The organism is Myxococcus sp. CA056, assembly GCF_013336715.1.
Classification (GTDB): domain Bacteria; phylum Myxococcota; class Myxococcia; order Myxococcales; family Myxococcaceae; genus Myxococcus; species Myxococcus llanfairpwllgwyngyllgogerychwyrndrobwllllantysiliogogogochensis.
In genome coordinates this window covers 69357-91996 of sequence record NZ_JABUMT010000009.1, presented here as the reverse complement: position 1 = coordinate 91996, position 22640 = coordinate 69357, and the positions used below count along the sequence as shown (strand labels likewise).

Here is a 22640-nt window from a genome sequence, read left to right as displayed (position 1 = left end):
GAGCCGCTTGAGAACAAGCGTTCTGAAGTCATCGCCCGGCTCAGTCCACGGGGCAGCTCCCGCACCCTCCTGAATCAACTCCCGAGAATTGGAATGGGAGGTCTCACATGTCATTCGGTTTCCTGAATCGCATTCGCCGCAAGGTTGTCGCACGGCCCAAGCCTCCACCGCCTCCGCCCCCACCGCCTCCCAAGACAAAGTCCGCGGGGGAGCCCACGGGATACTCCCAGGTGGACAGCTTCCAGGCGCCTCGCGGCGCACGGACCATCGAGCGGGCCTCCGCGCCGGGAAACACCTGGTCCGGGGACATGCCACTCTCCGAGGCACGCAACGCGCATCGCACCAACACGAAGGAGGAGTTCCAGGCCGCGCTCCAGAGTGAGGCCAACTGGTTCGAGGGCGACGTCCGGAAGGAGCTCAACCACGACTCCCTGGAGATGCGTCACGACACGACGCACGAGAGCGGGGACAACCTTTCCCTCCATGAATGGCTGAGCATGGGGACGGAGTCGGGACGTGGGCTCAAGCTCGACATCAAGGAAGGCGAGCACATGGGGGCCGTGCTCGACGAGATTGAGCGCGTGGGTGTTCCCCAGGAGCGACTGATGCTCAACCTGGGCTTCGGCGACGTGAAGACCTGGGGAGAAGAGATTCGCACGCGCTTTCCCAATGCCATCCTCGCCATCAATCCGCCGCCCGGCGACGGAACGGTGAGGGCCGCTGATGCCCGGCAGATGGTCGACGAGGCAAGACGAGCGGGCGGAGGCCCCACCACCTTCGTGGTGCATCATGAATCGCTGACCGACGAGGCCATCGAGGTCTTCAAGACCGCGGGGACTGTCTCGGTCTGGGGAAACGCCGAGGACCCGACGAAGGTCGCCGCGGAGATGCGGGCCCGAGGTGTCGACGGGATGGTCGACATCGGCTCCAACTACAATTGGGGCTCACTCTCGAGGGCGGACGGCGTGCGTGACGGCCTCGACGCGGGGAAGAACTGGGCCCGGACGCGATGGGACAGGCTCTTCTGAACGAAGAGCGGTGACAGTCGCGACCTGGCGAGCCCGGTGCATCTGGAGTCCGGTGCCGCTGGGGCGGGTTGGTGGTGGACCGCTTCCGCTTGGAGGTGGCGGCCCGTGCGCGTGGAGGCAAGTCCCAGGGAGAGGACAGTCCACCGCCTCAAGGAACGCCAGTGTTGACCGTTGGCCTTGACGCCCCGCATCCGGTGGGTGCCGCCGTTTCTCCCGCGCCACCTGGAACGAGAACGTGCCCGGGTCGAAGTCCAGCGTCACCGTGCCCGTGGGAAGCTCCTCCACCAGCGCCAGCCCGGTGGAGCGAGGTGCTCACACCTGCTTGCGCGCGACGGACCAGACGAAGCCGTCGTACCAGAAGTGCAGCAGGGACACGACGAGGGTGAGGGACCAGAGGCTCTCCAGGTCGGAGTCCAGCAGCTCGGCCCACACGCCGTAGGTGAGCACCGTGCCCAGGAACAACGCGAGCGCGAGCCCGCGCCACTTCAGCCGCAGCCGCTCACGCAGCCGCTCGCCCTCCATGGCCCACACCAGCGCCAGGTACTGTATGGCGTGGAGCAGGTTCATGATGAAGAACGCTTCGCCCCAGGTGTTGAAGCCCCAGGAGTAGATGGAGCAGGCGCCTGTGGTGACCAACAGGAACACCTTGTGGAAGGAGAGATGGTGGCCCTTCCTCAACAGGTGTACCGAGGCCGCCACGTAGAAGACGAGGAACGTGCCCCCCACGGCCACGACGCCCATCGTCCAGGCGCGGTGGGTGGCCGTCATGCGCGCGGGCACGGAGGCGAGCCACGGCATTCCCACCGCTTCGAAGGACTCGAAGCTGCTGAAATGGTCCAGCATGGTGGCGCCAGCGAGGATGGGGCCGACGTACAGCAGGTGGTTCAGCCAGTAGTCGAGCCGGCGCCCCGCGGCGGGTGGGTTGCCTTGGTTGCGGTCATAGATGCGTGCCAGGCCAAACGTCTGCAGCCCCGAGTGCCACACGTCCCAGAACGTCGCGAGCACGGTGGCGGCGGCGGCCACCACCGCCAAGCCGCGAATGACCGCCCAGGCCAGCACGGGGACGAGGACGAAGCGCAGTGGATGGAGCCGGAAGATGGCGGGGTTGCCATGGCTGCGGAAGAACACCGCCACCAGGTGCGCATGGATGATGCTGCCCACCATCAGCCCGGCCCACGTCTTCTCCTGGCCGAAGAACTGGACGGGAGTGTCGCTGAAGTGCGTGCCTGAGATGGCGATGCCCAACCCGAGCGCCAGCAGCGGCGGCAGCAGGAAGAAGGCCCAGTCATAGGTGGGCCCTATGATGTACGAAGAGCGCGCCGATACAGGAGCGGCCTCTCGTACAGACTCCACCGGAGGTTGTGTCTCAGGAGGGCGCGGTTGGGCCAGGGCCATGGGCCGCCTCCTTTCGCACCGCGAACTCCACGCGCTCGCTGAGCTCCTCCACGAGCGCCGCGAGGAACAGGCTGGCCCCGACCAGCTCGAGTGCCTCCTCCACGTGGTCGATGAGCGCATACACGAGGTTGTCGTTGCCGTGTTGCTCCGTCCACCACCCCAGCGGCAGCTCCATGAGCAGCGCGCCACCCACGTACAGCACACCCGCCAGGATGAACTGTCCGCGCCGTCGCGGCGCGAGCCGCGCGAGGAAGGGCAGGAAGGCAAGTCCGCCGAGCACCACGAGGATTGCCGCGGGCACCACCCAGGTGAAGAACAGCACTCCACTCAGGGAGAGCAGGCTTCCGAGGTGCTCATGGAGACCCACGCTCTCGTCCAGGGAGATGTACGCGAACACAAGCGCCAGGGCCCACCAGTGAATCCATCCTTGCTCCCGGGGGCGTCCCGCCACGCGGGCGATGCCCGCGAGCACGAGCGCGCAGCTCAGCAACAATGCCGAGGCGTACCAGGTGGGCAGGTTCCGCTCGTAGCTCAGGGAGAGAAATGCGACGAGGGGCTCCAGCTTCCGCGCGCCGAGCGCGGAGTAGGCGACCTCTACTCCCACTCCGATGGCAGTCAGCAGGCCCGCCAGTGAGAGGAGCCAACGGCGCAGAGAGCGGGGCGAGGGGAGGAGCATCGGAGGCGGAGGGAAAGGTTACTCGGCCGCGTGCATCCTGGAGCGGAGTGTCATGGTGCGGAAATGTTTCGTGTCCGCGGTACTGGGGTTGCTCGTGGAGCACGCGAGCAGGGACTGCAGGTGCGGGCTTCGGATGTGAGTGTGCTCGACCTCTCGGGAAAAGGGTCCGGTATAGAATGCGGCTCCGAGGGAGAACCCCACCATGTCACGGATGAATCTGGCCGGCCTGCTCGCGATGCTCCTGCTCGCTTCCGCCGGTGTGGTCGAGGCGAAGCAGTGGAGGTACGCGGGCATGCACCCCCGCACCGGGCAACCGGCGGATGGGCTGTGCCACATGGAGATGGTGCATGTGCACACCGCCGCCCCGCTGCACGCCGACACGCTCTATCGTACGCGTGAAAACGTCTATGTCTTCATTGGAGACCCGACGCCCTTTGGCTACGAGGGGCCGCGGCATGCCTATTACGGGCACCATCCCGTGGTGCTCAACGTCCTCGTCAACATCTCTGTCGACAGGGACGTGGTGGAGTACTGCTACCACGATGGGCCGCACTATCATTCCTACGAGCCTCCGCCGCGCCACGAGTTCGTGGAGAAGGAGGACGTCAGCTACTACGCGGGCGAGTATCCCCAGGAGTACAAGCAAGGGAGCCCGAGTCTGGTGCGCGTCAATACGGTGTATCGCTCCTGGAGCGCTCCGCGTCCGGTCATCACCGTGGGTCCTCCGCCCGAGTACCGCGGCCCCGTCATCCAGGTGGGCCTGAACATTCCGGTGCCCAGCGTCGAGATTCGGGTGGGAGGGCCGCCTCCGCCGCCTCCGCCACCTGAGTGGGAGGGGCGCGTCGTCCGGGAGGAGCGCGTGCATGTGCATCATGACCACTGCGACCACCACGAGCACAAGAAGCACAAGAAACACAAGAAGCACAAACACAAGAAGTACAAGGGACGGGATTGAGCGTGCCGAGAGTGGCTCTGGCGTTGATGCTGCTGTTGGTGGCGGGGTGCTCCAGCGGGGTGGATGATGTGCTTGATGCGTGGAAGGCGGCGGGAGAGTCGCCTTCGGCGTTCACCGACGTGGGCGAGAAGCTTCCGGGGGGCAAGTGCCGGGCTGGAAAGGTCAGTGGCCTGGACGCCACGGTGTGTGTGTTCGAAAGCACCGAGAAGGCACGGCAGGCCGAGGAGTCCGGCTGGACGCTCGTTGGCAATGCCGCCGGAGCCGCGACGGTCTCCGGCAAGATGGTGCTTGTCATCGCTGACCCGCGAAAGGAGGACCCGAGCGGACGGCGTATCAACGCCCTCGTGAAGGCGTTCCAGGGCGAGACTCGCTGAGAGAGCACCTGGGAGTCGCTGGAGTTGCCCTTGTCGACTCGATGGGGAAGTCAGGCCGGGTGCGTCATCGTCGTGACGCGCGCATCGAGGGCGCGCGCACGGCCGCCAGCGGCAGCAGCCGCGCCTCCAGCTCCGGACTTCGCGCGAGCGCCTCCTCCACCCATTTCGCGACGAGCCCGGCCACGGCGCGCTCGACCTCGGGGGTCTCCAACCTGTCGTGCGTGTGCCGGTGCCAGATGGGCACGGGGACGACGAGCTCCATCACCGCCGTGAGTCCCGTCGCCAGCGCGGACTTGCTGAACGGGAGCTTTGTCTGGCGATACCCGAGGGCCGCCCTCCTGGCGCTCACGGCCTCATGCAGGCCCCGCCTCAGCCCCTCGCGGGGGATGTCGCGATGCGAGCACCGCTGGAGGTTGCCCCAACAGGCGAAGCCCTCACCGGGGCGCTCACACCACTGCATCGCGAGTCGGAACCGCGTCGTGCCCGACAAGCCCTCGAAGCTCCAGGGCTCGTGGAGCGGCCCCGAGGACGCCGTGGATTCGCGACACAGGTCCGCGAGCCCCTGCTCGCGGAGGATCCGCTCCTCGCGTCCCGATGTCACGTCGTGGAACCGCCAGAGGACTCCCGGGACGAGCGCCGCCAGCTCCCGCATCCTCCGAATCACCTCCTCGGAGACCTCGCGCGGGGGCTCCGCGAAGAGGGACGCGTCCGGAGTGAAGACGAGGCGCAAACCCGAGTCGGAAGCGGGCACGTCGAGCACCTCGGGCCGCATGCCTCCCTGGGGAATCCCTTCACGGAAGCGCTGTCCCCAGGCCCGTCCCTGTCCCCACACGCGGACGTCGAGCGACGAGGAGAAGACGCTGACCATCGCGAGGTCGTCGTAGCACGTCGGAAGCACCAGTCCCCGTGCGACACCTTCGGGCCTGGTGCCCCTCGGCTCGTAGCTCGTGAGGGAGAGCCAGCCCTCGACCTCCTCCGGCATGGCCTCCACTCCCGCCGGGCAACTCCAGCCGTCGAAGACGGCCGTGCAGGAGCCGTCCGCCCCCATGTGCAGGGATACCTCGCGTGTCCCTCGCTCCCTGGCGGCCACGGCGCCCGACCGGAGCACCACCTCGGCGAGTGAGTGGAGGGCAAATCCGTTGGCGCCCCCGAGATACAGGCCAGGGCGACGGCGCATGAGCCCGCGCATTTCCTCCCCTGTCTCGAACATGTCCCAACCCTATCAAAAAGGGCATCCCCGCTCGCGACGCGCCTGACAAGCCGCATCCTCCAGGTGGAGCGGGCGGCTGCCCGTCGGCCTGCCCCTCTCCCGGAGACGACGCCCTTCCGGGCGGGTGACTCCATCTCACGTCCGAGTGATGCCTTCACGGTGGACCGACGCGAGGAGAACACATGCCCCTGCATGGAAAAGATGAAGTCCGGGACCGCATCAACGATGACGTCTACGCCTCGCCGGACCTGTCCGTCCCGATGCCGAAGTATCGCATCCCCGACGAGGAGCACAGCGCCGAGCATGCCTACGCCGTCGTGCACGACGAGCTGCTGCTGGACGGCAACTCCCGGCAGAACCTGGCCACGTTCTGTCAGACGTGGTCGGAGCCGCAGGTGCACAAGCTGATGGACGAGTGCCTCGACAAGAACATGATTGATAAGGACGAGTACCCGCAGACCGCCGAAATCGAGACGCGCTGCGTGAACATGCTCGCCGACCTGTGGCACGCGCCGCACGCGGCCAACACCATGGGCTGCTCCACCACCGGCTCCAGCGAGGCGGCGATGCTGGGAGGACTCGCGCTCAAGTGGCGCTGGCGCAAGCGGCGCGAGGCGGCGGGCAAGCCCACCGACAAGCCCAACCTCATCTGCGGGCCGGTGCAGATTTGCTGGCACAAGTTCGCGCGCTACTTCGACGTGGAGCTGCGTCAGGTACCGCTGGCCGAGGGCCGCATGATGATGACGCCCGATGAGGTGCTCAAGCTGTGCGACGAGAACACCATCGGCGTCGTGCCCACGCTGGGCATCACCTTCAACCTCATCTATGAGCCGGTGCAGGAGATCGCCGCCGCGCTGGATGGGCTCCAGAAGCGCACCGGGCTGGACATCCCCATCCACGTGGACGCGGCCAGCGGCGGCTTCCTCGCGCCATTCATCCACCAGGACGTCGTCTGGGATTTCAAGCTGCCGCGCGTGAAGTCCATCAACGCCTCCGGCCACAAGTTCGGCCTCACGCCGCTGGGCTGCGGCTGGGTGGTGTGGCGCGACAAGGAGGACCTCCCCGAGGAGCTCATCTTCCGCGTGGACTACCTGGGCGGCGACATGCCGACCTTCGCGCTGAACTTCTCGCGGCCGGGCGGGCAGATTGTCATCCAGTATTACAACTTCCTCCGGCTGGGGAAGGAGGGCTACCGGCGACTGCAGCAGGCGTGTTCGGACACGGCGAATGTCATCGCGAAGGCCATCGAGCAGATTGGCCTGTTCGACATCGTCTACGACGGCCGGGGCGGCGTGCCCGGTGTGTGCTGGAAGATGAAGGACGGGGTGAACCCGGGCTTCACCCTCTACGACCTGGCGGACCGGCTGCGTGAGCGGGGCTGGCTGGTGCCCGCGTACCCCATGCCCGCCAACCTCCAGGACCTGGTGGTGCAGCGCGTGCTGGTGCGCCACGGCGTCAGCCGGGATTTGGCCACGCTGCTGGTGACGGACCTCCTCGCCTGCATCGAGCACTTCAAGCGCCACCCGGTGAGCGCGCCCATGACCCGGGAAGAGGCGTCCGGCTACCACCACTGAGTGGCTGTTGCTTCACGAGACGGGGGCGTGTCCATGGGGGGGGGCGCGCTCCCGTCTCGTATTTCAGCGCCCGCCCCCCGCGACCTCCTTGCTTCGCGAAACTCCGTAAGCGATAACGGAGTTCATGGACTCCCTCAGGAAGCAGGGCACCCTGGCTTTCGGGACGCGCCTGCGGCGTCTCGTGGAGCGGATGGACCGGGACGTGCTCGCCCTCTACCGCGCCGCGGGCGAGCGGTTCGAGCCCCGCTGGTACGCGGTCTTCACGACCTTGAGGGATTCCGGTCCGCTGACGGTGGGCGAGCTGGCCGCGCGGCTCGGGATTACCCATGCGGCGGTCAGCCAGGTGCGCACCGCGCTGGAGCGGGAGGGACTCATCCTCTGCAAGCCGGACCCGGAGGATGGCCGTCGTCAGCGACTGCTGCTCAGTGCGAAGGGGCAGCGGACGGCCACGCGCCTCGCGCCGCTGTGGGCCGCCATCGCCCAGGGGGCGGACGAACTGCTGCGCGAAGGTGCTCCCTCGCTGATGGCGCAACTGGATGGACTGGACCAGGCCCTGGACCGGCGAGGGCTGCGCGCCCGGGCCGGAGAGCGGCTGGGAATCGACACCTCGAATGACACCGGAGACTCAGATGAAGACGTCTAGGCCGTGGCTCGCCGTCCTTGCCTCGCTGCTCCTTCTGGGCGGAGGCGCCCATGCCCAACCGAGGGTGGCGCCTCCCGTGACGCCCGCGCGCGGGCCGCTTACCCCGGCGGAGCTGGCCACCACCCTGGACACCATCGAGTCGGTCATCCAGCGCTCGTATGTCTTCCCGGAGAAGCGCGCGGTCATCCTCGAGCGATTGGCTCGCGGTCGGAAGTCCGGGCGGTATGCGGGCAACACGCCAGGGCAGCTCGCCGAGCACGTCACCGAGGACCTGAAGGCGGCCAGCGGAGACGGGCACCTGTACCTGATTCATGACCCCGCCTGGTTCGCCGCGCAGCAGGCGGGCCCGAAGGTCTCCGCGAGCGACAGCGCCGAGGCGTTCCACCGGAAGCAGGCCCTGCGTCAGCACCACGGCCTGACGGAGCTGAAGGTCCATCCGGGCAACGTGCGCTCGATGAAGGTCACCGGCTTCATGTGGGTCCGCGACGAGACGGGCGGCGTCTATGACGACGCGATGCGGTTCCTTCGCGACGGTGACGCCCTCATCATCGACCTGCGCGGCAACGGCGGTGGCTCGCACGCGGCGGTGCAGTACCTGGTCAGCCACTTCCTGGCGCCGGACACGCTCTTGATGACGTTCCAGAGTGGCACCCAGCCGCCGGTCCAGTCTCGCACGCTGGAGCACGTGCCCGCGGGACGGCTGATGGGCAAGCCGCTGTATGTCCTGATTGATGGCCGGGTGGGCTCCGCGGGCGAGGACTTCGCGTACGACGTGCAGCAGTTCAAGCTGGGCACCCTGGTGGGCACGCGGACGGCGGGCGCGGCGAACAACAACGCGATGCTGCCGGTGGCGCCGTGCTTCCAGTTGAGTGTGTCGGAGGGCCGCCCCGTCCACGCCGTCAGCCAGTCCAACTGGGAGGGCACGGGCGTGGCGCCGGACCGGGAGGTGCCCGCCACCGAGGCCCTGGAGGTCGCCCTGTCCATGGCGGTGGAGCGCCTGGCCCAGCGTCCGGGAGCCACGGCGCAGGAGCTGGCCGAGTATGCGTGGGCGCGCGCCGGCCTGGAGGCGAAGCGCCGGCCCGTGTCGCTCTCCTCGGCGCGACTCAAGTCGCTTGCGGGGCGCTATGGAGAAATCGACGTGAGCCTGCGTGACGGGAGCTTGTGGCTCGTGCGGCCGGGCCGTCCGCCTGGCCGGCTGATGCCCATGACGGAGGACGGCCTCTTCGCCGTCGAGGGCACGGACAGCTTGCGCGTGAGGCTGCCGGGCAAGGCCCTGGAGTTGTTCTGGGTGACGGAGCCCGCTCCCCGCGTCTTCTCGCGGGGGTGAGGGCGTCGCGCGCGCCTCAGTGCGGCGCGGCGGCGGCCTCGGTGGCGACGGGCGTGCCGGCGTTGCGCTGGACGCGGGGGAAGAACAGCCCCGCGATGAAGGCGCCCACCGCGAAGAGGCAGATGAGCCAGAAGTTGATGCTCAGCCCGGAGGTCAGCGCGCCGCTCAAGGTCCGCAGCGTCGCCTCGGGAATGGAGGCGTGGCCCCGCTCGGGACCGAGCAGCGCGTTGGCGGCCTCGACGGGAATCGTCGGGTCCGCCAAGAGCCGCGACACCATCACCCCGCCCATCAACCCCACGCCGAGCACTCCGCCGATGGTGCGGAAGAACATGTTGCTGGCGGTGGCCACGCCCCGCAGCTCCCAGCCCACGCTCGTCTGCACCGCGATGAGCAGCGCCGTGGACGCGAAGCCCAGGCCGACGCCGAACAGCGCCATCGCCACCTGGAGCGCGAAGAGGGGCGCGTCCTGCTTGAGCAGCAGGGCCATCAGCGTCGTGCCCACCACCGTCAGCCCCAGCCCTCCGACGATGAGCGGCCGGAAGCCCGTGCGCAGCAAGAGCTTCCCCGCGAACAGCGCCGCGAGCGGCCAGCCGACAATCATCGGCGTAATCATCCCGCCCGCCGTCGTGGGCGAGCCGCCCAGCACCGCCTGCACGTACAACGGCACATATGTGGTCGCTCCGAACATCGCCGCGGAGAAGAGCGCCCCGGCCACGGAGGAGATGGCGATGGCGGGGTGCTTGAAAATCGTCATCGGGATGACGGGCGCCGGGGCCCGGCGCTCCACCTGGACGAAGGCCACCAGCAACACCAGCGCGGCCGGCAGGGCCCACAGGTTCGTTCCCACGCCCTGCACACCGAAGAGCAGCGCCACCACGCCCGCGCACAACAACCCCGCGCCCGCGTAGTCCAGTTGCTGCGGCTTGTGCTGCACCTGCTCGTGGAAGAAGGCGACGATGAGCGCGAAGGTGAGCATCCCCACCGGCACGTTGATGAAGAAAATCCAGTGCCAGCTCAGGTACTTCACGATGAGGCCGCCCGTGACGGGGCCCACCAGTCCCGCCACGCCCCACACCGCGCTGAACGCGCCCTGCACCCGGGCCCGCTCCTCCATCGTGTACAGGTCACCAATCATGGTGAGCGCCACCGGCTGGATGGCCCCCGCGCCCAGGCCCTGAAGCGTCCGGAAGGCGATGAGCATCCCCATGGAGGACGCCAGGCCGCTGGCGATGGAGCCCGCGAGGAACAGCCCGATGCCGAACAGGATGATGGGCTTGCGACCGTACAGGTCCGCCAGCTTCCCGTAGATGGGCACGGTGATGGTGGAGGACAGCATGTACGCGGTGAAGACCCACGCGTAGCTCTGGATGCCACCCAGCTCGCCCACCACGGTGGGCATGGCGGTGGACACGACAGTCACTTCCAGGGCCGCCATGAAGAGACTCAGGGCCAGGGCCACGGTGGTGAGGGGACGGTGGGTCTTTCTCATGGTGTCGGGCGTCGAGGAGGGCGCCCACTTCTAATGGGTGCTCCCCGAGGTCGCCAGCCTCAATCTTTCCGGGCACTTGGAAAGACCGGGAAATTCGAAAACCACGTGTCGATTTGCGGGGTCCTCATTCGTCGCCGCTGAAGAGCGGCGATTGAGCGCTCGGTGCATGGCCCGGGGGGGCCCGACGTATCCATTCCTTTTGAACGCTCGGGAGTTTTCATGAAGAAGACATCAGGTGTCATCTCGACGGTCATCGTCGTGCTGCTGCTGTTCGCCATCGGCCAGCGACCCGGCACGTTCCGCGTCGAGCGGAGCGCGACCATCCACGCGCCCGCCGACGTCGTCTTCGCGCTGGTGAACGACTTCCGGTACTGGGAGCAGTGGTCGCCCTGGTGGAAGCTGGAGCCCACCCAGCAGGTTTCCCTGGCCGGAGCGGCCTCGGGCGTGGGCGCCATCTATGAGTGGCGGGGGGAGCGGACGGGCTCCGGGCGGATGGAAATCATGGAGAGCCGCCCGCCCGCGTACGTGCGAATCCGGCTCGACTTCACCGCGCCGATGCGGGCCACCAACACCACCGAGTACCTGCTCACGCCCACCGCGGACGGCGTGAAGCTGACGTGGGTGATGTCCGGGGAGAACACCTTCGCCGGCAAGGCGCTCCAGCTCTTCGCCAGCATGGACGAGATGATGGGCCGGGACTTCGAGCGGGGCCTGGCCGACATCAAGAGCGTGGCGGAGGCCTCGCGCGGCTCCTCCGCGCCCTCCGTGGGCGAGGCCGGGTTTCATGGAGACGCCCTGACTCGCGATGCCGCTCACGACGTCGTCGTCACGCGGGAGCCTCGCTTCCCGCGCGAGTAGGACCGACGCCGGGAAGGTGCGTCCCTGTGTCGTCCATTCTCAGAGGGTGTGAGTCGACCCCCGGATTCGAGGCAGCGGGCTCGGATGGGGGTACCAGCCGTGAATAACGTGTTTTTGTTTTCAGGTTGATGCGGTTTCAGGGGCGTCAGCGGCGCCTGAAACATGGCTCAAGCAACCTTGTAGGCGTGTGCTCGATACTGATTCTGGATTTCTCCAGACAACGGCCGAGCCATGCCCACCCGGATTCCCCCACCGAGCCGTCCCGCCACCTCTTCCACGTCCCGTTCCACCGAGGCCGAGGCGAAGTCGTCGCAGCCCGCGTCCAGTCCCAAGGGCGCTGGCGCGCGCGGGCCGGCGGTGAAGGACTTCTTCGACGATGTCCGGCGGACGCGCGGCGCGGAGGCTCGGCGTGCTCCGCCGGACCACGGCCCCACGGGGCGCGAGCTTGTCCGCAAGGACGGCAGCCTGGTGGCGGAGCTGCCCCGGGCCACCGCCGTGCCCATGCCCACCCAGCCCTCCAGTCGTCCGGGCATGGGCGCCATTCCCTACGACGGCGGGAGCACCTTCCGCGTGTGGGCCCCCAACGCCCAGCGCGTGCAGGTGGCCGGTGACTTCAGCAACTGGGAGTCGGTGGAGCTCCAGCGCGAGCCGAGCGGCAACTTCTCCCTGGACGTCCCCGGCGCGAAGGCCGGTGAGCAGTACCAGTACGTCATCCAGGGCAAGCACGGCGACTGGCGCTGGAAGGGAGACCCGCGCGCCAACGACGTGACGAACTCCACGGGCAACTCCGTCATCGTCGACCACAAGTCCTACGAGTGGAAGCACGACTGGGAGTTCAAGATGCCGGCCTGGAACGAGGCGGTCATCTACGAGATGCACGTGGGCACGTTCAACGACTCACCCGGCTGGGGCCCCGGCAACTGGCAGAGCGCCATCGACAAGCTGGACCACCTGAAGGACCTGGGCATCAACGTCGTGGAGTTGATGCCCTCGGCCGAGTTCGCCGCCGACTTCAGCTGGGGCTACAACCCCGCCTTCCCCAACGCGCCGGAGAGCGCCTACGGCAGCCCCGAGGACCTCAAGCGCTTCGTCGACGAGGCGCACAAGCGCGGCATCGGCGTGGTGATGGACGTCGTCTACAACCACCTGGGGCCCAGTGACTTGCCCCACTGGGACTTCGACGGCGAGACGTACGGCAAGGGCGGCAGCTACTTCTACACGGACTGGCGCGCGAAGACGCCGTGGGGCGACACCCGGCCGGACTACGGCCGCCCCGAGGTGCGCGACTACCTGCGTGACAACGCGATGATGTGGCTGCGCGACTACCACATGGACGGCCTGCGGCTGGATGCCACCAAGGAAATCCGTCAGGCCAGCGGCGCGGACAATCCGCAGGGCTGGCAGCTGCTCCGGGACATCAACGACGCCGTCAACCGCGAGTTCCCGCAGAAAATCATCATCGCCGAGGACCTGGGCAACGAGGGCGGCCTCACGCACCCGGATGGCGCCAACTTCGACAGCCAGTGGGACTCCAACTTCGTGCACCCCGTGCGCACGGCGCTGACGGCCTTCTCCGACGCGGACCGCGACATGAACGCCGTCGCCCGCGCGATTGGCTTCAAATACAACGGCAATGCCACCCAGCGGGTCATCTACACGGAGAGCCACGACGAGGTGGCCAATGGCAAGCAGCGGCTGCCCAGCGAGGTGGGCGGCTGGGACTCCGGGGGGTATCACGCCAAGAAGCGCTCGCTCATCGGCGCCGCGCTGACGATGACCAGCCCTGGCATTCCCATGCTCTTCCAGGGCCAGGAGTTCCTCGAGGACGGCCACTTCCAGGACGGCGACCCGCTCGACTGGCAGAAGAAGGAGTCCTTCGCCGGCATCAACCAGGCGTACACGGACCTCATCAAGCTGCGGCGCAACTGGAACGACAACACCGCGGGCCTGCGTGGGGAGAACGTCAACGTCCACCACGTGAACAACGACGACAAGGTCATCGCCTTCCACCGCTGGGACAAGGGCGGGCCGGGCGACGACACCATCGTCGTGGTCAACTTCGGCGGCAAGCAGCTCTCCAACTACGAGCTGGGCCTGCCCTCCGACGGCACGTGGAAGGTGCGTTACAACAGCGACTGGCAGGGCTACTCCGGCGACTTCGGCAATGCCCAGAGCTTCGACGTGGGCGGCAAGTGGAACGGCAAGGACGGCCTGCCCGCCAGCGGCTCCCTCAACAACCTGGGCCCGTACAGCGTCGTCATCCTGTCGCGGGACAAGTAGCCCATCACCTCCCTCGAAGCACCTGGACCCCGTCGTCTCTCAGTAAGAGGGCGGCGGGGTTCTCACGTTTCAATACCGTGGCATGTGTAGCGGTGTCGCATGAAGCCGCATAGCCGTAAAACATGAAATACTAGCTGTGTCCGGATAGCATGGTGGTTCCCCCAGGAGGGTTTCCATCATGATTTTCTCCCGCCGGGCCGTGCCCGGGCTTCGTGGTCTCGCGGTCGCTCTCACGTTGTTTCAGGTGTTGTTCGCGGCGCAGGCGATGGCCGCCGAGCGACGGTTCCTGATTGATTTCGGCGCGGACATCTCCACGACACCTGGTTGGAACAACGTCACGGTGGGCCATTCGGGGACGACGCTGAACAACCTGGTGGACTCGGCGGGTGTCTCGTCCGGGTTGACGCTCCAGATTACGGACTCCTTCTGGCAGGGCTGGACGGGGGCCAACAACGGCAACGGCACCACCAGCAGCGCGCTCTATCCGGCGACGGCGACGCAGGACTCGCAGTTCATCGGCAACCACATGGGCACGCTCGATGATCTGGCGAAGGTGCGCATCTCCGGGCTCGCGGTGAACGGGACCTACTCGGTGCGCTTGTTCGCCTCGCGCGTCACCGACGACCTCACGTCGGACCGGACGACGGTGTTCACCATCGGCGCCCAGTCGGTGGAGCTGCAGGCGCGCAACAACGTGAACAGCATCGCCGAGCTCACGGGCCTGGCCCCGTCGGGCGGCGCGCTGGAGGTCACCGTGTCGCTCAAGCCGGGCGCCATCTATGGCTACCTGGGCGTGCTCGAACTCATCGAGCACGACGGCGTGGTGGTGAACCGTCCCCCTGTTCCCAACGCCGGCGCGGACCGCACGGTGCCGCTGCCCAGCAACACCGTGGCCATTCCTCCAGCGGGCACGGACCCGGAAGGGCAGGCCATCACCTTCCAGTGGACGCAGGTCTCCGGCCCCAACACCGCGCGCATCTACCAGAGCCCGTGGAGCCCGCTGGTCGCGAGCAACCTGGTGCAGGGCACCTACGTCTTCCGCCTCACCGCGACCGACAGCGAGGGCGCCAGCGCCGCCGATGACGTGAGTGTGTCCGTGGTGCAGAGCACCGGCGCCGGCTCGCCCTTCCAGCGCACCGTCACCCAGAAGGCCGTCACGGCCAACAGCAAGGTCATCCAGTATTACGAGTCGCTGCCCCGGGGCTACAACACGGACCCCACCCGCAAGTGGCCGCTCATCGTCTACCACCACGGCCTGGGCCAGCGCGGCAGCACGCCGGAGAGCCTGCCCATCATCCTGGGCACCAGCATCCCCGTGGAGACGGGCGCGCAACTGGAGTACGTGAACAACGGCGTCACGGAGTCCTTCATCGTCCTGCAGCCGCAGCTGCACGAGTCCTATGGCGAGTGGCAGGACTTCTTCACCCAGGTCATGCTCGACACGGCCCGGACGAACCTCCGCGTCGACCCGGACCGCGTCTATCTGGTGGGCTACTCGCTGGGCGCGTTCCAGACGTGGACCTTCCCGCAGCGCTCGGACGCGAACGCGCTCCAGGTCGCCGCGATTGCGCCGGTGGCCGGTGGGCGCGTGCACACCTCGGGCGGCGTGTCGCAGCTCTGCCGGCTGGCGAACCAGGACGTCGCGGTGTGGGCGTTCCACGCGGTGGATGACCAGACGGTCGGTGTGGGGACGACGGATGGCGCGGTGAACGGGCTCAATGCCTGCTCACCGGCTCCGGACCCCGCGCCGAAGTACACGCGCTACGCGGATGGTGACCACTGGGTCATCGGCCGTGCGACGAATCCGACGGCGCCCGAGGCCTCCAACCTCTACCAGTGGCTGCTGAGGCAGCGCCGCAACGCACCGCCCGTCATCTCCACCCCCCGGACACTCACCGCGCGGTCCACCACCGTGCCCAAGCTCTACAACACGACCATCGGCTACTACGAGTCCCTGCCGCCTGGCTACAACGTGGACCCCAACCGCCAGTGGCCGCTCATCGTCTTCCTCCACGGCCTGGGCCAGCGAGGCAACGGCACGACGGAGCTGACCAAGGTGCTGGAGACGGCGCTGCCCTTGAAAATCAAGGACGGCGCGCAGCTCGAGTACGTCGTCAACGGGGTGACGGAGTCGTTCGTGGTGTTGATGCCCCAGATATCGGCGAGCACCTCCGGGTGGCACCCGTACCACGTGGAGCGGATGCTGGACCTCGCGCTGGCCAACCACCGCATCGACCCCAAGCGCATCTACCTGACGGGCCTGTCGCTCGGCGGCTTCGGCACCACGGCCTTCCCCGAGTTCTCCCTGGCGAATGCCCAGCGGCTCGCCGCGATTGCGCCCACGGATGGCGCCCACTACGGCGATGTCGTCTGGGCGCCGGACCTGGGCAACGTCCCCACGAACACCTGCTACATCGCCCAGGCCGGTGTGAAGACCTGGATGTTCTACGGCGCGGTGGACAACGACTGGGGCTGGTCGGCCTCGCAGTTCGTGGACCGGCTCAACGCCTGCGCGCCCACGCCTTCGCTCAAGGTCTCTGTCTATGCCGGTGTCGGCCACGGGGCCTGGGGGCGCGCGTATGACACGGGGGCCGCCTGGCAGACCCCGAACCTCTACGAGTGGCTGCTGGCCCAGCGTCGTCCGTAGGACGCTGGATGCATGGAGGCGCCCCGCGGTGTCCGTGCGGGGCGCTTCGCGTCTTCCTCCGGACCCTGTCTCTTGAGAGACAAGGGGCAGGAACCCGTGGGCAATGTCGTGCCCGCCGCGCATCCGGCACAACCGTCGGCATGGTGGGAAACACGTTGGTGGTGGTGGCGCGTCCGGAGTGGGTGTCAGGCGGCGGTCCCTGGGGGTCGACCTTCAAGGTGACGTTGCTGAACCTGTCGGACGAGGTGGTGGTCAATCCCGTCATCACCTTCAAGGTGGGGGCGAAGCAGGTCATCCAGAACAACTACGGGCTGGTCTGGACGCGCAGCGGGGAGGTGGTGTCCGGTCGGCTCGTGGCCGAACGCAACGTCATCCCTCCACGCGCTTCGACGGAGTTCCGGCTGTCGGTGCGGGGGGAGGGGCAGGACCTGGGGCCGCTCCCCCGCGACTTCACCGTCAACGGGCGCCCCGCGGACCCTCCTCGAGACAGCGAGCCTCCGACGACGCCCAAGCGGGTGCGCGCAACCCTCGTGGGCTCCGCACTCGTCACCCTGGGTTGGGACGCGTCCACGGACAATGTCGCCGTCGCGGGCTACCGCGTGACGTACTCGAAGGTGGGCGGTGGTGTGGCCCAGACGCTTTCGTCGACGCGGCCGGCTATCACCCTGATGGGCCTGTCGGCGGGGAGCGAGTACCAGGTCTCCGTGGTGGCGCTGGATGTGTCCGACAACGTGTCGGCGTCCTCGGACACGGTGAAGATTCGCACGTCGGCCGCGCCGCCGGACGCGGGGGACTGGGACGTGCCCCGGGCCCCGTTCGTGGACTACACGTCGTGGCCCACGCCGCGCGTGTCCGAGTACGGAAGAGAGGCCGGCCTGGATGGCTTCTTCCTCGGCTTCCTCGTGGCGCGACCGGACGGGGGTGCCAGGGCGGTGTCCTGGGGTGGCAACACCACCCTGGTGGACTCGGAGGATGGCCAGTCGTATTCGGGGGACGCGACGGTCTCCGACTACGGCAAGAGGGACATCGAAGCCTTCCGCCGAAGCGGCGGCACGGTGGTGCTGTCTTTTGGTGGCGCGTCGAACGTGCCCCTCGAGGCCGAGGAGACCGAGGTGGCGATGCTTGTCGCGACCTACGCGGCTGTCCTTCGCAACTACGGAGTCCGCCACCTTGACTTCGACTTCGAGGGCGCGTTCCTCCATGACGAGGACGCACAGGTGCGCCACCTCGCGGCCCTCTCCCAACTGCTCGCTGTCTACCCCACGCTGAAGCTCTCCTACACGCTGCCCGCGGACGGCGCGCCGGGCTCGCTGGTGGGCTTCAACGACGGTGGGGTGCGCTTCCTCCAGAAGCTGTCCTCCGCGGGCATCGAGCCGTCGCTCATCAATGGCCTGCTGATGGAGTTCGGGCAGTCGGCACCGGTTGATGCACTGGAGTGTTGTGTCCACGCGCTCCGGGGCATGCACGCGCATGTCTCCGCGGCCTTCCCTCGGTGGGACGCGGCGAAGGTGTGGCGGCGCCTGGGGGCGTGCCCCATGTTCGGGCGTCATCCCAATGGACGGGAGTTCACCCTGGAGCACCAGCGCGGCCTGGTGGAGTTCGCGCGAGAGCACCAGCTGGGCTGCCTGTCGGGCTGGGATGCCACCCGGGACGCGAACCAGGGACGGCTGCCCGAGTGCGAGCGAGACTCCGGAGGTGACCTGTCCCGGTGCACGCTCACCCCGCAGCAGCCGTTCGACTTCGGCAGATGCATCTCCGCCCATGGCGCGAAGGGCCCCTCGCAAGAAGTCGTCGCGGAGTAACGACTCGCGGAAGTACGACGTGCATCGTTGACAACATACGACTGACGTCGTACTTAGATGGCATGACGACGGATGCCATTCCCACGGACGTGGAGCTCGCCATCCTGGGCGTGCTGTGGAAGCGCGGTCCCAGCACCGTGCGCGATGTTCACGAGGCGCTCGGGCGGGAGGACGGCAAGAGCGCGGGCTACACCACCACGCTCAAGCAGCTCCAGGTGATGTCCGCCAAGGGGTTGGTGAGCCGTGACGAGAGCTCGCGCAGCCACGTGTACGCCGCGAGCGTCGCGGAGGGGCGCACCAAGCGTCAGCTGGTGAAGGACCTGCTCGACCGCGTCTTCGGGGGCTCCTCGGGTGCGCTCGCCGTGCAGGCGCTGTCGCTCAAGCCCGCATCGAAGGAGGAGCTCGAGGACCTGCGCCGGTTGTTGGACGCGGACAAGAAGGGGGAGAAGTGATGAGCCCCGCCTGGCTGATGGCGGAGTGGGGGCGAGGTGTGGCCCTGTGGCTGGTCCATGGCGTGTGGCAGACGAGCGTCGTGGCCCTGGTCGCGGCCGCCTCGCTGTGGTTGCTGCGGCGCCGCTCCGCGCGGGCTCGTTATGCGGTGGGGTGTCTGGCCCTGGCCGCGCTCGTGCTCGCGCCCGTGGTCACGTTGCTGCTGTCGTCCCCGAACTCCGTTCCGGCGCCGCTGGACGTTGGAGCGAGCGGGCGCGTGACGTCCATCGTCGAGGACTCCCAGGCGCTCGCGGGAGCCTCCCTCCCGAGCCCGACGTTCCAGGCGGCGACGGAGCCCGTGGCCTTCGACATCTCGTGGCCCATCGTGCTGGGCGGTCTCTGGTTCAGCGGGGCGTGTGTGGCGCTCTTGCGCCTCGCCCTGGGCTGGTGGCGGATGACGCAGCGACTGGTTCGCCTCGCGAGGCCGGCCTCCTCGTCGGTGCGCCTGACGGTGTCGCACGTCGCGGAGCGGCTGGGCCTGCGCCGCGGGGTGGAGGTGCGGGAGTCCTCCCTCGCGCCCTCTCCGTTGGTGCTGGGGCTGGTGCGGCCGGTGCTCGTGCTCCCTCGCGGCGTGGATGAGCGACTCACCCGGGAGCAGTTGGAGGCGGTGGTGGCACACGAGCTGACGCACGTGCGGCGTCATGACACCGTCGTCAACTTCGTGCAGTGCCTGGTGGAGGCGTTGTTCTTCTTCCATCCGGCGGCGCGCTGGCTGTCCGGTCAGGTGCGACTGGAGCGAGAGCACTGCTGCGACGACGCGGCGGTGGGCTTCTGTGGCGATGTCCGCGTGTATTCCGGCGCGCTGCTGGGGCTCGAGGAACTGCGGCAGGAGGGCCCGATGCTGGCGCTGGGCGCGGGTGCACGGCCGCTCGCGGCGCGGGTGCGGCGGCTGCTGGGTCAGTCGCCCGTGTTGGAGGTGCCTCGGCAGGCCCGGCTCGTGGGTTTCGTCGGGGGCGTGCTCGCGACGTTGGGGGTCTCCGGCGCGGCCTGGGCGTGGGAGGTGCCGCTGGAGATGTCCCTGCCCCCGCGGTCCTCGCAAGGGCTCGCCACGGCGGTGTGCTCGCGCGTGGTCTATCCCAAGGACTTCACCGCCGTGGCCTCCTACCGGAGCGGCGGGCGCACCTTGCGCAGCCGCATCTTCGTCTCCCGCTGTGGGCGCATCCGACTGGAGTCCGAGAATGGGTCCTCGGTCCTGGTGCTCCTCTATGACGTCAACACCCATGAGCAGGTGAATTTGGATGTCAGGGCGCGCACCTACGACGTGTTTACCGACGATGGGGACCTGGGGCTTCCGCTGCACCTTCCTGGCGGGTGCACGGAGAATCAGGCGGGCTGCGTGCTCCAGGGGGAGGACATCGTCGAGGGACGCCTCACCCGACGCTGGCACCGGAGCCACGCTCCGCATGACACGTTGACCCAGTGGGTGGATGCCGAGCTGGGCTATGCCATCCGTGAGGAGTCCGACCTCTTCGGCTCGCTCACTCTTTCGGACATCCAAGTGGTCGAACCGGTCGTCACGCGCTTCGTCATCCCGAGCGACTTCCTGGCGGACGCTTCGCCGTAGCGGTCACCGTCGGCGGTCCGCTGCGAGCGGAGAGATGAGCGGGGAGTTCTGTTCCCCGCACTCGACTTCATCCGAGTACTCGCGCGCTGTCGCCGTTTGTCACCGGTGAGCGCCTCCTCCCAAGGAGGTCCGCGCCCCGCCTCATCCTGATGTCCATTCGCGCCGGACGTGCTGGGCCTTCTGCGCCCTTCGCGTCCCGGCCGCACTCCCGTCGTCCATCCCGAGGTCACTTCACGTTGGACGTGCTGGGGCTCGTGCGCCCTTCGCGTCCTGGCCGCACCCCCGTCATCCATCCCGAAGTCACTTCACGTTGGACGTGCTGGGGCTCGTGCGCCCTTCGCGTCCTGGCCGCACCCCCGTCGTTCGTCCCGAGGTCCGCATGAAAGTCCTTCGCCTGCTGTGCCTGATGCTTTCCCTCGCGTGCGCCGGCTCCGGCACGCCACGTGTTCCGGTCCCTTCGGTCGCTCCCGCCGAGAAGGCAGCCCCCGCTGTCGCCACCGTCACGGTGGACGGCCGGGTCCGGAGCGCCACGAACACGCCCGTGGAGGGCGCCGTGGTCGCGCTCGTTCCCGCCCGTGAGGACTGGAACCCGGACCTCGCACCCCCGGCGGCTCGCATGCGCACGGGACCGGATGGCCGCTTCCACTTCGCTGACCTGCCTTCCGGCCAGTATGGCCTCACCGTCAGCGCGACCGCTTACGAGGCGGGCTTCCTCATGGACGTGAAGCTCACGGCCAGCGAGGCCCCGCGCCAGCTCGACGTGGTGCTCGCTCCGCCAACGCAGGTCCTCCGAGGGAGCGTGAAGTCGGAGTCGGGCAAGCCGCTCGCGGGCGTGTGGCTGCTCCTGGGACGCTACAGCGATTTCCTGGGCGACATGCTCTACGTCCAGACGGATGCGAGCGGCGACTACGAGGTGGCCCTGCCCGTCGGTGGGTATGGCGCCGCCGTCCACGCCGAGGGCTTCATGCCCATGGGGCGCTCGCTGGAAATCGCGGTCAACAAGTCCGTGACGGTGGCGGACTTCACCGCGCTGGCGCTCCCGGAGACCACGCCGCCATCTCCGGAGGTCGTGTCGTGGGTGAAGCAGTCCCTGGTGCCGCTCACTTCAGTGGAGGCGGGACATGGGTTCGCCGACCTGCAATCGCTGAAGCCGTGGCTCACCGAGGCCCGCATCGTGGCACTGGGTGAAGCCACACACGGCACCCGCGAGTTCTTCCAGCTCAAACACCGGATGCTGGAGTTCCTCGCCACGGAGCTGGGCTTCACCGTCTTCGCGATTGAAGCCAGCTTCGGAGAGGCGCTCGCGCTCAACGAGTACGTCCTCACCGGCAAGGGCGACCCGGCGAAGGGCCTCGCGAGCCTCTACTTCTGGACCTGGGACACCGAGGAGGTGCTGGCCCTCATCCGGTGGATGCGCGCCTACAACGCCGACCCGCGCCACGCCAGGAAGCTCAAGTTCTACGGCGTGGACATGCAGGCCACCGCCGCCTCCTCGCGGGCCGTCCTCGACTTCTTCGCCCAGGTGGCCCCCGCCTTCCACCAGCGACTCGCCGGGCCGATGGCGCCGTTCCTCGACCCGCGGCAGGGCCCCGCGCTTCGCAAGGTGGAGACCGGCCAGGTGCTCGCGGGGCTCGTCGCGGACATCGAGGCCCGCCTGCGTCAGCTCCCCCCACGCAAGGCTTCCGCGAAGGCCCAGGCGCTGGTGGCTCGCCACGCGAGGGTGCTCGGTCAGTTCGCCGAAACCGTCGTGGGCCAGCTCTCCGATGACAACCTCCGGGACCGGGCGATGGCGGAGAACGCACGCTGGATTCTCGAGCACGAGGGCCCCGAGGCCCGGATGGTGCTCTGGGCGCACAACGGTCATGTCGCCGCCACGGGCCGCGACGCGGTGACGCCCATGGGGCAGCACCTGCGCGAGGCCCTCGGTCAGCAACTGTATGTCTTTGGCTTCGCCTTCAATCAGGGAGCGTTCCAGGCCGTGCACGTGCCGAGCGAGCCGAACGAGCCGCGACGGGGTCTCACTGCCCATACCCTCCCTCCCGCGGAAATCGGCTGGCTTGATGGAACGCTCGCCCAGGCTCAGGTGTCCGCGTTCGCGCTCGACCTGCGGAGCCTGCCGCGCGGCGGCGGCGCGGCGGAGTTCTTCCTGCAGCCCCGGTACACTCGCAATTATGGTGCCGTCTACAGCAAGGCCATCCAGCCCCGGTCCATCCGAGCCGCGTCCGCCTATGACGGGCTGCTCTTCGTGGACCACACCCACGCGGCGGTCTCCACTCCCACGGGCAGGCGTCAACCTCCAGGACAGCAGGCGCAGGGCGCGCCGTGAGGG

17 protein-coding genes are annotated in these 22640 nt (G+C 68.1%); 13 read left to right on the top strand and 4 right to left on the bottom strand.

From position 1 onward, the window contains the following. The first annotated feature begins 107 nt into the window (after nucleotides 1-107). Nucleotides 108-1028 (top strand): FAM151A/B family protein, encoded by a 921-nt coding sequence (locus tag HUA76_RS29865; RefSeq protein WP_174462746.1) that lies wholly within the window; start codon nucleotides 108-110, stop codon nucleotides 1026-1028. A 312-nt stretch (nucleotides 1029-1340) separates the two neighbouring features. Here HUA76_RS29865 and HUA76_RS29860 read toward each other — a convergent pair whose 3' ends face one another. After that, complete coding sequence (locus HUA76_RS29860; RefSeq protein WP_174462745.1) at nucleotides 1341-2423, bottom strand: hypothetical protein; 1083 nt, start codon at nucleotides 2421-2423, stop codon at nucleotides 1341-1343. Then, nucleotides 2395-3099, bottom strand: coding sequence for a hypothetical protein (locus tag HUA76_RS29855; RefSeq protein WP_174462744.1), 705 nt, complete (start codon nucleotides 3097-3099; stop codon nucleotides 2395-2397). Before HUA76_RS29855 ends, HUA76_RS29860 begins: the two co-directional genes overlap by 29 nt. A 202-nt stretch (nucleotides 3100-3301) precedes the next feature. On the opposite strand from HUA76_RS29855, the gene HUA76_RS29850 reads away from it, so the two are divergent. Together HUA76_RS29850 and HUA76_RS29845 are read left to right on the top strand one after the other, a co-directional pair. Further along, a complete protein-coding gene (locus HUA76_RS29850) occupies nucleotides 3302-4054 on the top strand; it encodes a hypothetical protein (protein ID WP_141645258.1) in 753 nt (250 codons plus the stop codon). Between the two features lie 2 nt (nucleotides 4055-4056). Next, a complete protein-coding gene (locus tag HUA76_RS29845) occupies nucleotides 4057-4428 on the top strand; it encodes a hypothetical protein (RefSeq protein WP_174462743.1) in 372 nt (123 codons plus the stop codon). Between the two features lie 64 nt (nucleotides 4429-4492). Here the strand turns inward: HUA76_RS29845 and HUA76_RS29840 are convergent, their stop codons facing one another. Next, the gene (locus HUA76_RS29840) at nucleotides 4493-5605 is read right to left on the bottom strand and encodes a DNA gyrase subunit B (protein ID WP_174462742.1); all 1113 of its coding nucleotides are present in this window, start codon (nucleotides 5603-5605) and stop codon (nucleotides 4493-4495) included. A gap of 215 nt (nucleotides 5606-5820) precedes the next feature. Between HUA76_RS29840 and HUA76_RS29835 the strand changes: the two genes are divergently transcribed. The 3 genes from HUA76_RS29835 (at nucleotide 5821) to HUA76_RS29825 (ending at nucleotide 9182) form a co-directional block, all read left to right on the top strand. After that, nucleotides 5821-7212, top strand: a complete 1392-nt coding sequence (locus HUA76_RS29835; RefSeq protein WP_174456415.1) for a glutamate decarboxylase — start codon at nucleotides 5821-5823, stop codon at nucleotides 7210-7212. Nucleotides 7213-7336: 124 nt separating this feature from the next. Beyond that, the gene (locus tag HUA76_RS29830) at nucleotides 7337-7855 is read left to right on the top strand and encodes a MarR family winged helix-turn-helix transcriptional regulator (RefSeq protein ID WP_141645254.1); all 519 of its coding nucleotides are present in this window, start codon (nucleotides 7337-7339) and stop codon (nucleotides 7853-7855) included. Beyond that, nucleotides 7842-9182, top strand: a complete 1341-nt coding sequence (locus tag HUA76_RS29825) for a S41 family peptidase (RefSeq protein ID WP_141645253.1) — start codon at nucleotides 7842-7844, stop codon at nucleotides 9180-9182. The genes HUA76_RS29830 and HUA76_RS29825 overlap by 14 nt, the downstream gene beginning before the upstream one ends. A 16-nt stretch (nucleotides 9183-9198) precedes the next feature. Here HUA76_RS29825 and HUA76_RS29820 read toward each other — a convergent pair whose 3' ends face one another. Beyond that, the gene (locus HUA76_RS29820) at nucleotides 9199-10671 is read right to left on the bottom strand and encodes an MDR family MFS transporter (protein ID WP_141645252.1); all 1473 of its coding nucleotides are present in this window, start codon (nucleotides 10669-10671) and stop codon (nucleotides 9199-9201) included. Nucleotides 10672-10890: 219 nt separating this feature from the next. On the opposite strand from HUA76_RS29820, the gene HUA76_RS29815 reads away from it, so the two are divergent. The 7 genes from HUA76_RS29815 (at nucleotide 10891) to HUA76_RS29785 (ending at nucleotide 22637) form a co-directional block, all read left to right on the top strand. After that, nucleotides 10891-11529, top strand: a complete 639-nt coding sequence (locus HUA76_RS29815; RefSeq protein WP_174456412.1) for an SRPBCC family protein — start codon at nucleotides 10891-10893, stop codon at nucleotides 11527-11529. 231 nt (nucleotides 11530-11760) lie between these two features. Beyond that, nucleotides 11761-13809 (top strand): alpha-amylase family glycosyl hydrolase, encoded by a 2049-nt coding sequence (locus HUA76_RS29810; protein ID WP_174462741.1) that lies wholly within the window; start codon nucleotides 11761-11763, stop codon nucleotides 13807-13809. Between the two features lie 178 nt (nucleotides 13810-13987). Then, nucleotides 13988-16456, top strand: a complete 2469-nt coding sequence (locus tag HUA76_RS29805; protein ID WP_174462740.1) for a hypothetical protein — start codon at nucleotides 13988-13990, stop codon at nucleotides 16454-16456. Between the two features lie 140 nt (nucleotides 16457-16596). Further along, a complete protein-coding gene (locus tag HUA76_RS29800) occupies nucleotides 16597-18258 on the top strand; it encodes a fibronectin type III domain-containing protein (protein WP_174462739.1) in 1662 nt (553 codons plus the stop codon). A gap of 62 nt (nucleotides 18259-18320) precedes the next feature. Further along, on the top strand, nucleotides 18321-18710 hold the full coding sequence (locus HUA76_RS29795; protein WP_141645248.1) for a BlaI/MecI/CopY family transcriptional regulator: 390 nt from the start codon (nucleotides 18321-18323) through the stop codon (nucleotides 18708-18710). Then, nucleotides 18710-20311: a M56 family metallopeptidase gene (locus tag HUA76_RS29790; RefSeq protein WP_174462738.1), complete on the top strand. Its 1602-nt coding sequence runs from the start codon at nucleotides 18710-18712 to the stop codon at nucleotides 20309-20311. Before HUA76_RS29795 ends, HUA76_RS29790 begins: the two co-directional genes overlap by 1 nt. 379 nt (nucleotides 20312-20690) lie before the next feature. Beyond that, on the top strand, nucleotides 20691-22637 hold the full coding sequence (locus HUA76_RS29785; RefSeq protein WP_174462737.1) for an erythromycin esterase family protein: 1947 nt from the start codon (nucleotides 20691-20693) through the stop codon (nucleotides 22635-22637). Nucleotides 22638-22640: the final 3 nt, after the last annotated feature.

Coding starts and splice junctions, on each gene's coding strand:
- HUA76_RS29865 (WP_174462746.1), top strand. CDS start 108: ATGTCATTCGGTTTCCTGAATCGCATTCGCCGCAAGGTTGTCGCACGG.
- HUA76_RS29860 (WP_174462745.1), bottom strand. CDS start 2,423: ATGGCCCTGGCCCAACCGCGCCCTCCTGAGACACAACCTCCGGTGGAG.
- HUA76_RS29855 (WP_174462744.1), bottom strand. CDS start 3,099: ATGCTCCTCCCCTCGCCCCGCTCTCTGCGCCGTTGGCTCCTCTCACTG.
- HUA76_RS29850 (WP_141645258.1), top strand. CDS start 3,302: ATGTCACGGATGAATCTGGCCGGCCTGCTCGCGATGCTCCTGCTCGCT.
- HUA76_RS29840 (WP_174462742.1), bottom strand. CDS start 5,605: ATGCGCCGTCGCCCTGGCCTGTATCTCGGGGGCGCCAACGGATTTGCC.
- HUA76_RS29835 (WP_174456415.1), top strand. CDS start 5,821: ATGCCCCTGCATGGAAAAGATGAAGTCCGGGACCGCATCAACGATGAC.
- HUA76_RS29830 (WP_141645254.1), top strand. CDS start 7,337: ATGGACTCCCTCAGGAAGCAGGGCACCCTGGCTTTCGGGACGCGCCTG.
- HUA76_RS29825 (WP_141645253.1), top strand. CDS start 7,842: ATGAAGACGTCTAGGCCGTGGCTCGCCGTCCTTGCCTCGCTGCTCCTT.
- HUA76_RS29820 (WP_141645252.1), bottom strand. CDS start 10,671: ATGAGAAAGACCCACCGTCCCCTCACCACCGTGGCCCTGGCCCTGAGT.
- HUA76_RS29815 (WP_174456412.1), top strand. CDS start 10,891: ATGAAGAAGACATCAGGTGTCATCTCGACGGTCATCGTCGTGCTGCTG.
- HUA76_RS29810 (WP_174462741.1), top strand. CDS start 11,761: ATGCCCACCCGGATTCCCCCACCGAGCCGTCCCGCCACCTCTTCCACG.
- HUA76_RS29805 (WP_174462740.1), top strand. CDS start 13,988: ATGATTTTCTCCCGCCGGGCCGTGCCCGGGCTTCGTGGTCTCGCGGTC.
- HUA76_RS29800 (WP_174462739.1), top strand. CDS start 16,597: ATGGTGGGAAACACGTTGGTGGTGGTGGCGCGTCCGGAGTGGGTGTCA.
- HUA76_RS29795 (WP_141645248.1), top strand. CDS start 18,321: ATGACGACGGATGCCATTCCCACGGACGTGGAGCTCGCCATCCTGGGC.
- HUA76_RS29790 (WP_174462738.1), top strand. CDS start 18,710: ATGAGCCCCGCCTGGCTGATGGCGGAGTGGGGGCGAGGTGTGGCCCTG.
- HUA76_RS29785 (WP_174462737.1), top strand. CDS start 20,691: ATGAAAGTCCTTCGCCTGCTGTGCCTGATGCTTTCCCTCGCGTGCGCC.